Source organism: Paenibacillus sp. AR247, assembly GCF_002968895.1.
In the GTDB taxonomy this organism is placed as follows: domain Bacteria; phylum Bacillota; class Bacilli; order Paenibacillales; family Paenibacillaceae; genus Paenibacillus_AQ; species Paenibacillus_AQ favisporus.
The window spans coordinates 1,128,018-1,141,836 of sequence record NZ_PCZT01000009.1; the positions used below are offsets into that span (position 1 = coordinate 1,128,018).

9 protein-coding genes are annotated in these 13,819 nt (G+C 53.7%); all 9 read right to left on the minus strand.

What is annotated here, in order from left to right; all coding sequences use genetic code 11:
* On the minus strand, positions 1-700 hold a 700-nt coding region (locus tag CPT76_RS37340), incomplete at its 3' end, for a hypothetical protein (protein ID WP_181152831.1).
* A gap of 243 nt (positions 701-943) precedes the next feature.
* Positions 944-4,228, minus strand: coding sequence for an OmpL47-type beta-barrel domain-containing protein (locus tag CPT76_RS13345; RefSeq protein ID WP_105443266.1), 3,285 nt, complete (start codon positions 4,226-4,228; stop codon positions 944-946).
* Between the two features lie 14 nt (positions 4,229-4,242).
* Positions 4,243-5,244: a zinc-dependent alcohol dehydrogenase gene (locus tag CPT76_RS13350; protein ID WP_105443267.1), complete on the minus strand. Its 1,002-nt coding sequence runs from the start codon at positions 5,242-5,244 to the stop codon at positions 4,243-4,245.
* An 18-nt stretch (positions 5,245-5,262) separates the two neighbouring features.
* Entirely contained in the window at positions 5,263-7,527 is a 2,265-nt protein-coding gene (locus CPT76_RS13355; RefSeq protein WP_105443268.1) for a helix-turn-helix transcriptional regulator, read from the minus strand.
* Positions 7,528-7,570: 43 nt separating this feature from the next.
* Positions 7,571-9,136, minus strand: a complete 1,566-nt coding sequence (locus tag CPT76_RS13360) for an ABC transporter permease subunit (RefSeq protein WP_105443269.1) — start codon at positions 9,134-9,136, stop codon at positions 7,571-7,573.
* Positions 9,137-9,158: 22 nt separating this feature from the next.
* Entirely contained in the window at positions 9,159-10,781 is a 1,623-nt protein-coding gene (locus CPT76_RS13365) for an extracellular solute-binding protein (RefSeq protein ID WP_105443270.1), read from the minus strand.
* A gap of 263 nt (positions 10,782-11,044) precedes the next feature.
* A complete protein-coding gene (locus CPT76_RS13370) occupies positions 11,045-12,133 on the minus strand; it encodes a dihydrodipicolinate synthase family protein (protein ID WP_105443271.1) in 1,089 nt (362 codons plus the stop codon).
* Between the two features lies 1 nt (position 12,134).
* Positions 12,135-13,151 carry an NAD-dependent epimerase/dehydratase family protein gene (locus CPT76_RS13375; RefSeq protein WP_105443272.1) on the minus strand — a complete coding sequence of 339 codons (1,017 nt, stop codon included), beginning with the start codon at positions 13,149-13,151 and terminating at the stop codon, positions 12,135-12,137.
* Positions 13,152-13,315: 164 nt separating this feature from the next.
* On the minus strand, positions 13,316-13,819 hold a 504-nt coding region (locus CPT76_RS13380), incomplete at its 5' end, for an alpha/beta hydrolase family protein (protein ID WP_146116309.1).

The following is a 13,819-nucleotide window of genomic DNA, read 5'->3' on the forward strand; positions in this document are numbered from 1 at the left end:
CGGTGTTGATGATCAGTATTTCATCCGGTTTATGAGGAACGCTGTACTGAACCGCAAGCGCATTTCCGTCCGGCATCGCCTTAAAACGCAAACGGTTAGGCACGCGCTCGATCTCGCGGATCACTCCGGAACGGGTTCGAAGGAGCAGGCTGAAATCGGAAGCAGTATACTCCTTTCCCTGCGCGTCCTGCCGCTTGTAATAGTTTTTTACGTAACGAAATCCATGCTGGAGGTCCGAGCCGCCTGCAAAATATCCCCCTCTCGTCGCAGTCTCCTTGGATGGGTCGTATACGGTCGAGTAGAGCCCTTCCATAGGATCGCCGTATTTCGTCCTGTCCACGACCGGTGTTTCCAAAGTGTAGTCCCGATGTATCGTTACGCCTTCTGCAAACGCATGCCACTCCCCCTTCGGATCAAGATAGATGGTGCGACTGCTCATTTGGTCGGCGGTGGCGTAGTAGTATGAATAACCGGTTGCCTGATCATAAAACGAAGGGCTAAATTTCCATTTGATCGCTGACTTCTGGGCAGGTACCTGCGCCACCTGTCCAGTTGCGGATGGGTTCTGAATGCTCAGAACCTTAGCCGGAACTGCTAAATCCTCTGCCGCCACAAGCGGGCTGGGTATCACCGTGGCTCCCAAAATCGTCAGCATCACGGCAGACCGTGCTATGGTGCCAAAGTGGTGCTTTTTATCCATAACTATTTCATCTCCCTGCCCCTTGTATCAAATATGTATCCTCTTCGTCCGGTTTTCGATCCGGATCGAACTACATGTTTAACGCTTTTTCGTCAGTGAAAGTTGCCGATTATTGCAAACGCTGGTAACCCCACCGGTTCTATTGATTCGTAATCGTTCAGAAAAGAAAAATGAGGAGCCTGCGCTTGCTCGCAGACTCCTCATTTGACGTCGCTTAACACGACTGTTCATTTCGATATCCTTCTATTTCAGCGTTTTCACCCACTTCAGCAGGACAGCTGCCTGATCCGCCGTCAGCTTATTGCCGCTTTGGGCGGTAACCTCCTGCTCGAACGCGGACAGCTGACCCTGCACCGCTTGAGCCTGATCACGTCCGGCCGAAGCCTTGGCCGCCAGCAGCTTCGCGTTCAGCGACTGAGCAAAGTCGGCATCCGCAGGCAGGAACGAACGCACAAGCGTGCCCAGACTGTCGTACGTTGCCGTAACGCCGAATGAAAATTCCTTTGTGCTTTCATTGCCTGCGGCGTCTTTAGCCGAAGCCGTGATCACATTGGTGCCAGGCTCCAGCTCATACGCGGGTCGGTCTGTCCCGATGCACGGTTCCGATGCGACACCGGATAAGCTGTCGGACGCCGCGCACTGAATGGACACCTTCTGATCTACCGTATAGGCTGCTTCCCCGGTAAACGTAATTTCAGGCGCCGTTTTATCGATCTTGACCGTAAACTCCCGCGCATCCTCCTTGTTGCCGGCCTGGTCCTCGGCCGAATAGGTCACCGTGGTGACTCCTTCGGCAGTCACGTTGAAGGATGCGGATGCTCCTTCCACTCGAACCGGTTCAAGCGAACCCGCTCCGCTGGCAGCATAGGTTATGGCGGCCACGCCGCTGCCCTCGTCCTCCGCCTGGATTTGCACGGATGCGTCACGGTTCAGCCATCCGCTCTCGCCAGCAGCGGGCGATACCTCGGCCGCAGACACAGGCGCTGCCTGATCCGCCGGTTCAGGCGTCCCTTCAACAGACAGGGAGAAGTCGTCATAATAGGCCGACGCTATGTTGTAGCGGCTGACCACTGCGATCAAGCGGGCGTAGGCCGCATTGTCGGGAGCCGTGGCGTTTAGCGTCACGGTCTGCCACTGGGCCAGCCGGCTCTCGTCCAGATGGATCTCCTGCGTGGCCAGCGTTTGATTGCTGCTGTCAAAGAACCGCAGCATCGTTCCCGGCTGTCCCGATTCGATATACACCTGGACTTTGGACGTGTATTTCTTGCCCGGTTCAACGGTGATCTTATCGCTCTGCAAGGCGACGGATCCCGTACGGGTATTATCCTTCAGCTTCAGGCTGGCACTGCCGGAGGAGCTCCGGTCCGTGCTGACTGCGTAGCTCAAATCGGAACCGGTGGCAAACAAGGACGTCCAACCTGGGATCGCAGCGCCATTCACGGCATCCTCAAACCCTGGGTTTTTAACCGGAAGCGGAATGCCTGGTGGCTGCTCCACAATATCCCCATCGACCTCAATCCGGTACATGATCGTATTTGTGGCATTGTCCGTAAAGTAGATGTTGCCGTCCTTGCCGAGCTCGAACCGGGCGGCATTGGTGATCGTGCGCGATTCCAGCGTTTGCGGATCGATGACCGTCAGTTTGTTGTTGAACAAGACATACATAAGGCCGTCTTCCGACCAGCGGATCATGTGATGAGCCCACTGCGTGTAGCTAACGCCAGACTGCACCTTTTTGCTCTTTACAACCTGATACGTATTTGGATCCAGCGCAAACACGTATTCATACGCCGCGCCCCAGATCAGTCCGTCCGGACCTACGCTCAAATCCCCGATGAAGACTGGTTTATCGAGTCCGGCGATCCGCAGCGGGAATTCCGTGATCTTCTGCTCGGTCTGGGTGTCCCATACGAATATTTTCGCTTCATCCGCCGATGGCTCCGAGCCCAATCCCCCGCGAATCGTCGTCGATCCGAACAATTTGCCGTCTTTATAGGCAAGGCTCAGGACGCTTTGATCCTGCACGACGTTGCGGTGAACCCGGCTTTCCCCCGAAGCGGGATCATATACCGTAACCGATCCGCCAAGGGTACCGTAACCCGGGATGGTCGCGATGTAGAGCTTGCCGCCTCCCGATGTCATATTCACCAGACGTTCCTGCCCATTTTCCAGGACGAACGTCTTCTTCGGGTTTTCTGTCCCCGGCGGCTGGGTCATGTCGTATTCGAACAGCGCTCCTTCAGGATAGACGCCCATATACATTTTATCGCCGAGCGGATACACGCTGTCCGCCTGACCGATGGAGAATGCCGAGGAAGTCAGGGTATTCGGGTCGATAATCGAACCCCGGCTCGTTTGTACCCCGGTGACGAACAGTTTCCCGTCCGGAGCGGACTGGATCCGGTTCACCACGCCCGGCAATCCCGGAACGACGGATGGCATCAGGTGCACTTGCTTGGTCTCGATGTTCATGATCGCCACTCCGCCGTCATAGCGGACAGTAACCAGGTTTTTACCCGGGAGGTCGGGGTTGTTCGGAAACTCTACCCAATCGGCTCCCCGGAATCCGCTGTTGTACTCCATTCCTGTTTCGCTGACTTCATGTGTGGCAAGATCGAAGGTCTTCAATTTTTTGTCGGACATAAAATAAATTTTGCCGTCCAAGGAATCGGTCTCGTGCAGTCCGGTCACGTTGTCCAGTACCGTATCGAGCCAGGAACCGGTTTGTGTATCATAAATGTATGCTGGACCCGGTACACCGCTGCCATCCGTATAACGGGCGAACAGGTAGCGGTTGTCGATGGTGTCCAAATCGTATACCGTATCGTCCCCTTCCGGAACATTCAGTGACGCGGCAATGTCCGTCTTCTCGCCTGTCTCCAGGTTAACGCGGACAATCTGATGATGCGCCGTTCCCGCATAAATATTACCGCCCTGATATGCGATGGAGCGGACATATTCTTGGGCAATGTTACCGATCACGCGGCCATAGTCCTTGGTTTGGCCGGTGGCTGGATCGTACTGAATCACCTTGCCTCCAGGATAAGTACCGACGTATACCCGGCCCGCCTCATCCGTTGTGATACAGATCGGCCACGATTCGCCGGCGAAGGTGGCGGCCTGTTCCACGGTATGCGTCACCGGAGAATATTTCCACAGCCTAGCCCCGCTTCCGTCAGCTGCGACATACAGCGTGCCGTCCGGCGCAACCGTATGCGCCCATGAGCTCTCCGAGGGCGGGATCGGAATGCTGCGCAGCAGCTTGTAATCCTCCAGGTCAATGACATTCAGCTGGCCCGGTTTCCCTTTAGACACGGTATACATGACCGGCCGTCCCTCTTCATAGCCTACGGTCCCGTTAAAAATCGAAACGGTGTAGTTCAGCGGCGGCAGCAGTTCTTCCGGGCTGCCATACACTTTCTGCGACAGACGGCTGTCTTCCGCCTTTGCCGTGCCGCTGCCCCCCAATCCAGTCCAGCCTGTTAACAGTACAACACATGCCAATAGTGCAAACCATGACTTCCGCATTCACACATCCTCCTTCAGGATTCGTATTCGAGAATCGTTCCCAGACAATCCGTAGGATTCAAATAGTTGGCGTAAGCCGCTTCCGCTTCACCTAGCGGGTAGCGGTGCGATATGAGCGGCAGTACCGATATCCGTCCTTCTGCGAGGAGGCGGACGTATTCCGCAACGTTTCTGCCCTCGGTCCACCGCACATAACCGATCGGATAATCCCGGTTATCCTTCTCGTATCCGCTGTCATATCTGCCGGGCCCGCCGGCCCTGGAGATGAGCACCTGCGCCTCCTTGCCGAACATCTGACCACGGGAAAACGTAGTGGTCAAGTCACCGACAACCACGATATTGCCGCGGTCGCGAATCCAGGTGAGCGACCGGTTGATCAGCTCCTCCCCCGGCCCCCCTGCGCACAAGATGACGCTGTCCGCCCCATGGCCGTCCGTGAGAATCTGCAGCTGCTCCTCAAGCTGTTCATGCCGGTTATACGCGTGACGGATTCCTTGTTCCTGCAGCATCAGTACGCGCTGCGCGTTCAAATCGAGCGCTGCGACGCGAACTGCAGCCGCTGAAGCGATTTGGGCAATGATCTGGCCCAGAATGCCAAGGCCCACGACCACCGCCGACTCCCCGAACCGCAGATCCGCCGTCCGCAGGGCATGAATGGCTATCGCCCCAAGGCCCGCAAAAGCGGCTTCCTCCGGCAGGACGTGGTCCGGTACCGCGGCCACCAAATTGGCCGGTACCGTGAGACGTTCCGCATGCCGGACGTAAGGGGCTCCATAGCATGCCACCCTTTGACCGGGCAGCAGGCCGGTCACGCCTTCGCCGATTTCCTCGACGATGCCGGCCGCGCTGTACCCGAGCAGGGACGGATGATCGCCTCCCTTTTTCAGAAAAGACAGCTCCGTGCCGGGACTAATGGCCGAATATTCGGTCCGGATCCGGACATGCCCCCTCTCCAGAGGCGGGTCTTCCGTATCCGTGACTACAATGCTTCCTCGTAATGCGGCAACGGCTTTCATGACGATGGTTCGCTCCTTCTACCCCTCCCCCGCCATTTTCCGGTATTCGCTGGGGGAGATGCCATAGTATTTTTTGAACGTCGTGGTAAAGGTTGACGCGTTCATGTACCCCGTCTTTTCCCCGATTTCCGATATGTTGTAATCGGTGTTCTTCAGAAATTCTCGGGCGTGCGCCAACCGCACCTTGTTCAGGTATTCGACGTAGTTGATGCCGAACGTTTTCTTGAAATAATTCGAAAAGTATTTCGGGCTCGTATCCAGCACCTCCGCCATATGGTCGAGGTACAGGTTGTTCATATAATGAAGTTCGATGTACTGCGAAATAAAGGCAGGATTCAGCTTGCTTTTCGGCTCGCCGCCCCGGCTGCCGGCAACCTTCTTCACCACTTCCAGGAGCGCCTCCGTGATTTCGCGGTGATCATATGCCTGCTCGACCCGCCGGATGAAACGGGACTCCAGCTGCATCAGTTCCTGATCGCCTTCCGCCGTAGCTTTGGCCGGCTTGATCAGATAGAGGAACATGCTTTTGGCCACATGAGCCAGATGGTAATGATGAATGTTCCGGCGCGCATTTTCGTGAATAATGTCCGTCACGATTTGAATGCTCTCCTCGGTCAGTCCGGCCGTCAGGCAGCGGGCCAAATGATCCATTTTCTCCAGTGGAAAATAAACGTCACCCACATACTGTACCGCCGCGGTATCGATCACGGTCTGAGCCTCATCTTGTACGTTCCGGTAGAGCATCCCGTTCAAGATGTCCTGGTAAGCGGACAGAAGATTCGGGACATGAGCCTCATAATCCTTGCTGACAAAGGAACGGAGCACATACCCAGGCAGCACATCGCGGTTCGCTTCCTGAATGAAGGCAGCCCAGCCGGATATCACCGTCTGCCGGTCGCCGCCCTGCGGTATGCCCAGCAGGATAAGAAACTGCATCTCCCGATGGTGAAACACTGCCGTATAGCCCGAACCCGCCATGCTGCCAAGTTCCTTGCGCAGCAGCTCGGCTATTTGCCGGGGCTCCATCGCCGGATGAGAACGATCCCCCTTCTGGGAAAGCCTAAACTCAAGGGATGCCATCACAAAGCTGCGGTCCCGGAAGAAAAACGGCTCATACTTCAGCACATCCCGCGCGATGTCGCTGGAGCGCTGGCTTTCCAGCACCTGAAGGAAGGCATTCCTGCACATTTCAGCCTCGGCTCTCTCCATCCGCTGCCTTAGCGCTTCGTTCTCGCGCTGGACTTTGACGATGCCGCTGTAGATTTTCCGAAAGTCATTCCCTTTGACGCGGCCCTCTCCGAACAGCTGAAGAATGCCTTTGACCGGCAGGTACAGATAGACGCTGAGCAGCCCCGACAGCAGCACCGCGCTCACAATGGCGATCACCATAATGATCCGGCTGCCGCTGGCCACGGTATCGATATTCTGGAATTGATAAGGCATCTTATCAATGTAAATGAAATCGTTGTAATCCGACTGGTACACATGATACTCGAAGTCACCGCGAGTCAGCGAGTCTTCCTGGGACTGATTAAAATAGACGTCGTTCAGCACTTCGACCAGGTCCCAGTTTTTTTCCGTGCTGAGCACGATTTTCCGGTCGCCGTCCAGCACGATCATTGACGATCCCGGAATCATCGAGGACATGTTTACATGCTGCAGCAGCTTTTCTGCATTGATCAGGATAATCACGTTTTTATCCGACAGCTTGTATTTGTTGCCGTCCATGACGGCGATGAGCTGCCGGCTTTGGAGTTTAGACCCTTCCGTCTGCATCATGTAATCGGAAGAAGGAAATACCGTAAACGGACGTTTGGATTTGGAAAAGCTGCGCCAGTACGAGGCATTGTACGTATCGTGTCTGTACTTGTTCTGGAAGAGCAGCTTCATGTCGCTCGTTCCATTAGCCGTAATGGCCAGATCCTGGTTGTCGTAAAAAACGATGACATCTTCGATATAATCGACAGAAGAAATCAACGATGCCAAATTATCCTGCAGATTATAGACCTGTGCCATATCCATGCGGCCGCCGTCTCCGGATTTGACCGGATCAAACGGCAGTCCGTGGATCGTAAACATCAGGTTGTTGACCGTCGTAAAGCTGCTGTCGAACGCCTGGATGATATTTTTGACGACGAGCCGATTGTTTTGCGTAACTTTGTCATAGATGCCGGAAATGGATTTTTTGTAAACGACATAGCTTGATGCAGACATGATCATGATGACTAACAGCAGAGAGCAGAAGATTTGCAGTAGTCCCCGGTTTGCAAGCAGCCGATTCATTGGCGTCACCTCTCATGATGACAACTATTCCACATCCGTCCGCTTAACCCTTCTCGGAACCTAACATGACCCCTTTGGCAAAATACTTTTGGGCAAAAGGATAGATCAGCAGCACCGGAATCATCGACAGCACGATCGTGGCGTTCTTGACCGCCTGCGGTGCGAGAGCCGCCCGGTCCACGAGTCCGGCATCATTTTCGCTGTTAAAAATGAGCATATCGCGCAGGACCACCTGAAGCGGATACATCTCCTTATCGTTCAAATAAATGAGCGGAAGGAAGAAGCTGTTCCAGTGGCCCATGAAAAAGAACAGGCCGATGGATGCCAGCGCCGGCTTGGAAAGCGGGATGACGATACTGAACAGAATCCGCGTCTCCGATGCGCCGTCGATGAGGGCCGCCTCACGGATCTGCGACGACATGTTTTCATAGAAGCTCTTCAGAATGATCAGCTCCATCGTCCAGATCGCGTTCGGCAGCACAAGCGACCAGACCGTATCCGTCAGTCCCAGCTTCTGAACGACGATGTACGTGGGGATAATGCCGGGGTTCAGGAACATCGTGACAATGATCCCCAGCATGAACACCCTCCGCCCGAAGAAGTTGGGCTGGGACAACGGATACGCAGCCACCGCCGTAAACAGCAGATTGATGAAGGTACCCAATGCCGTATAGTAAATGGAACATAGCCCTTTCCCTCCGATCTTCCGGCTGATTGCGTTTGCGCCAAGGAGCATCGTCATGGCCACCAGCGCTTCAAACATGCCGACCGCGGCGGCATAGCTGTAATTGGATTCGAGCAGTCCTTTCCGGTACACGTATGTCGAGAAGACGTCGGCCACGTTGTAGGTCATCGGATTGTACAGCAGCAGCACCTTTTCGTAGCCGATTCGGATCATCGAGCCTGTTTTCAGGATGAACATAATGAGCATCGTCGGCATGAGACCGGGAATCGTAATGTGCCGGATCATATGAAACCGGGATGCGCCGTCAACTCGTGCCGCTTCATACAGCGTCGGATTGATTCCGGCAATCGCGGCCAGGTAGATGATCGACTCGTAGCCGATCGTGCCCCAGATCTCGGAGATCACATAGATCGGACGGAACCAGCCGGGATCGACGAGAAAGTACTTTTTCTCAAAGCCGAACGCAGCCAGCAGCTGGTTCAGCAGTCCGTTCGTCGGCGACAGGAAATCGATGATCATGCTGCTGATAATGACGACTGACAAAAACGCCGGCAGGTAACTGAGCGTTTGAACCGATTTTTTAAACCACTTGGTCCGGACCTCGTTCAGCAGGATCGCCAGCAGAATCGGAAACGGGAAGCCGAAGATCAGCGTGTAAAATCCAAGCAGCAATGTATTGCGGAACAGCATCCAAAAGTCCTGATTGCTGAAAAATTTAACAAAATGCTTCAGGCCGACCCAATCGCTGCCCATCACGCCCGAGAATACGCTGTAGTCCTTAAAAGCAATAATCAAGCCGTACAGGGGACCGTAGCGAAAAATGATATAAAAGAGAATACACGGGATAAAAAGCAGCAGCAGTTCACGGTCCCGCCGGATGTGCTTCAGCGTTTCGGTCAAACGTCCCTTGTTCGGTTTCTTCATAAGTCTTCAAATCCTCATTGATTTATTTCGCCGCGTCGTAACGTTTTTGGGCATCGTTATAAATTTTCATCAGGTCGTCCAGGCCCTGCTTGGCGATTTGCTTCTTGAAATTTTCGAACTGTGCGTCGCCGTAAGATTTATCCAGAATATATTTGGCGTTGAATTCCTCCGCCGCTTTCTGAAGCGATGTTTGCAGCTCCGCCATCGTGGAAATTTCGTCATCGGTGAAGTTCAGGATCGGATCCATCGGTTCTCTCTTGTCCTCTTTCATGATTTTGTCCTGGGCTTCCTGTTCTTTTTCGGAGAACTTATAGTACACGCTGCGTTTATCCGGTCTGAGGTATGCTCCTTCCAGCCACATGCCGTAGCGGTCTTCCAGCACGCCGATATCGACGAGCGGGAGATCCTTGAGCTCCGGATACACCGGACGGCCGTCCTGCCCCCATTCGAAGTTGACACCCTCCACACCGACGGTCATCAGCTCGCCGCCCGAAGGACTAGTGAGGTAATCGAGCAGTTTAAGCGCCGCTTCCTTGTTCTTGTTGTTGGCGACCGTAATGCTGAAGTCGGAGACTTTCGGAAGGGTTCTGACATGGCCCGTTGGGCCGACCGGATTGGCGTATCTTAAATCATAATCCGGATTTTTGTCCTTCACCTGGTTGTAGAACAAGTCGAGTCTGCCGATCCAATCCCAGGTGACAAATGATTTGTCGGTCGTCATCTTCGTCGTCCAGGAATCCTGCGTATCCGTCAGAAACTCGGGATCCATCAGCCCTTCGTTGTACAGCTTTTTCATAAAATCAAGCATATCCTTGTGCTCCGGCTGAACCGTCGCATATTTCCACGTTCCGTCCTTTTCGTCGTAATACGCCGGATAGTTGTCGCCATTACCGATGCCCCATCCGAAGGACCAATCTCGGAAAATGTTGGCCAGACCTTTGGAAGCATAAGGATAAGAATCCGGGTAAATTTCCTTCAGTTTCTTAAGAGCCTGGTAGAATTCTTCTGTATTTGTCCATTCCTTGATGCCGTTCTTGTCAAAAATGTCTTTCCGGTACAGGAAGCCGTGATTGACATCCCGGTTAAGGTCGTAGATGGGCCACGTATAAATGTTGCCTTTTTCGTCGCCAAACGATTTAATGACCCAGTTGTTTTCCTGCAAATACAATTTGGAGAAGTTTGGCAGCATGTCGGCATATTCGTTGATCGCGACTACGCCTTTTTGCTGGCCGATTTTTTTCAGTTCAGCCGGCTTCAGCCCGATGAAAATGTCCGGAAGTTTGCCGGAGGCCACCACAACCTTCAATTTGTCCTGATACGTTTGCGGGGAATACGTTTGGAACTCGACCTTAATCCCCGTACGCTTCTCGAGCTCCTGGACGATCAGCTTGTCGTCGCCGATTTTGGCCGAGTTGCTCGACAACATAAATTTAATCGTCGTCGGCTTATCAACCAGCGGCAGCTTTAATCCGCCGGTGTCGCCATACTGCTCGGTGCTGCTTCCGGCTCCGGCGCTTCCGGTTGGTGCAGGTTCCGCTGCCGGTGCTGCTCCTTCATTGGAAGTTTTGCTTCCACCGCTGCAAGCGCTGAGTACGAAGATGAGCATCGTGACTGCCGCAACCATATTGATCCACTTCTTTGCCATACTCTTTCCTCCTTCATGTTTTGGGGCTCATCTTGGGGGTGTTACGATTTTCGGTATTCGTGATTCACCGGTAATCTCATCATAAAAACGCTTCCACTTGCGGTAAACAGCGTGATTTCCTTGAGCTTGGAATTTACCGAACCATGAGCACCGAAATGGCTAAAAATGCTGCTGCATCAAGCTTTTGAGCGGTGTGGAAAATGCTAAATCGGTAGAAATATATCAAATTCTCCGCTTTCGGGATGTCAGGTTTTTATCATTTTCTACGCGTGATTGGATTTCGTTTCCAGCCACTTATTCAGTTGCTCGCGGACAAAATCGTCGTCGTTCAAATGGGGATAATCCCGATAAATCCGGTCGATTTCTTCCGTCTGCCCAGGAGAAAGCGTCTCTTCCGGATTCAGGCACCAGATCCCTCGCATCAGTCCCTGCCTCCGCAGCACTTCGTGAATACCCGGAATGCACCCAGCGAATTGGTGGGCGGGATCGAAAAATGCAGCATTGGTGTCGGTCACCTCCACATTCCGTCTTAGCCATTCTTCCGAAATGGAGCCTCCACCACGAACCCGCTTGATTTCCTCCAACAGCTCTACGGCTTTCCGCGTCCATACCGCCCAGTGGCCGAGCAATCCGCCGACAACCTGCTTCTCCACGAGCTCAACGTCCACCCGGAATCGGTAAGTCGTGAGAAGATCAATAATGATGTTGTCATCGTTGCCCGTGTACAGGGCGATTTCGTCGCGGCGGCTGGAATAACAGACAGCCCGGGCAACATCGAGGGTTTGATACCGGTTGAACGGCGCCATCTTGATGGCGACAACGTTGGGGATTTCGGCGAATTCCCTCCAGAAGTCGAAGCTGAAAATTCGTCCGCCCACGGAGGGTTGGAGATAGAAGCCGATGACGGGTATCCTTTGAGCCACTTCCCGTGTGCGCTGCAGCAGCTCTTCCTCGCTCCAATCCGCTAGTCCTCCCATGCTGAGCAGACCTGCATCATAGCCGAGCTTCCGCGCGGTTTCCACCTCCCTGAGCGCTTGGACGGTCGGACCGCATATGCCGGCCACCAAAATGAAGGGGCGCTGCAGCTGTGCGCGCTGGACCTCCTCGGCCGCCATCCGAAGGACAGGCTCAAACAAATCGACGCCGGGGTCCCGGATTTCAAACTGAGTGGAATGGACGCCTACGGCGATTCCTCCTGCGCCTGAATCTATATAGTAACGCGTCAATGCCCGCTGATGCCGCTCATCCAGCTTCCGGTTTTCATCCAGTGCCAGCGGGTGGGCCGGGATGACCAGGCCGTCGTGCAGCGCTGCGATTTGCTCTGCGGTTAGCGAATGCTCCGGATTTTTCATATTAGAACTTCCCCTTTCTTTCCTGAAAATGCGTAGGTTTGCTCCATGTAGCCCCGCCCTGCCGAACCCAGTCGGCGATCCAGTCGATCATTTGCAGGAGGGATACCCGCGGATATCCGAACAGCTGATGGGACTTCGATGCATTGCTGAGCAGCGCAGTATCCGCTTCCGTTCCCGTAAACACTACTTCTTTACCTAAACGGCGCGCCAGCTCTTCCGCCGCCCAGCGGATCGACATCGTTTCCGGTCCTGTCACATTGATGATCTGCGGCGGGTTGGCGCATTGGGTCAGGCAGCGCAGCGCCATTTCGTTCGCATCCCCCTGCCAAATGACATTGGCGTAGCCCATCGTCACATCGACCGGCCTTCCTTCGTTGACGGACTTCGCCAGCTCCAACAGCACGCCGTACCGCATGTCGATCGCATAGTTCAGCCGGTAAATCGCCATCGGTGTACCGTACTGATGCGAGAAATACTCGAAGATCCGCTCCCTGCCGAGGCAGGACTGCGCATATTCTCCGACCGGTTCCGGTGGAGTATGCTCACTGGGTCCACCGCTGGCAACCGGGGTGAAGGGATACACGTTGCCGGAAGAAAACACAACGATCCTGGAATCGCGGTATTTCTCGGCGACCCTGCCGGGCAAATAGCTGTTCATCGCCCATGTAAAATACTCCCTTCCCGTTGTTCCGAATTTATGTCCGGCCATGAAAATGACGTTTGGCACGTCGGGCAGCTGCTTGAGTTCCTGATCATTCAGCAAATCGCACGAAATCGTAGTCACCCCGGCATCCTCCAGTTCCTTGCGGGTCTCTTCATTCGAGAAACGCGATACCCCGATGACCTTCTTGTTCATGCCCCCCATTCGTATCGCATTCGCGGCCAGTCTGGCCAAACTCGGACCCATTTTGCCACCAACGCCCAGCACGAGAATATCCCCTTCGACGGACATGAGGTCGGCAATGAGCGCTTCCGACGGCTGGGCCAGCCGTGCTTCCAATTCAGCTACATTTTTCATCCTTGTTCTTCCTCCCATTCAATCGTTTTCCACTTCATCATAAAGACTCGGCCTATATAAAGACAAATCTTTTAATTGTCTTTAAATTAGCGGGATTTTGGCGCAAAAAAAGCGATACAGGTTCATTGCCTGCACCGCTAAGGTTCTGTATATTTAGCTGTTTGCTAAAGATTTTCTTTATAGAAGGCACCTAATTTTTCTACGGCTTTATTCACTGGCTCGGGTCTGTCGTACAGGTCATAGTGGCTTGCCCTTTCAATAACGAACAAATCTTTTTTCTCTGAAGCTGCTCGGTTATAAAGCTCGTGGCCATCCTTATATGATCCAAACGCTCCTTGTACACCACCGACAATGATTTGCAAAGGTTGAGTCAGTAAAGTTTCTGCCAAATGGAAAGCATCAACGGCAATGATTGAATCAACACTGGTGAATTTCAATTTGTTTGGAGAGTTAGGGCTCTGGCCTCTTGGTGTTCTATAGTAATCAACCGCTTGTACAAGATCCAGTTCAGTCATTCCCGCTTCTTCTCTTTCAGCATGACTGTTAGGAATCCATTGAACAACCAGAGGCTCGGCTCCACGAGCTTCAGCCGTACGTTGCAGGGCAACCTGCTCTAACATTTTGATTGGATCGTTTTCACGATATCCCCGACCTATATTCGCAACGGA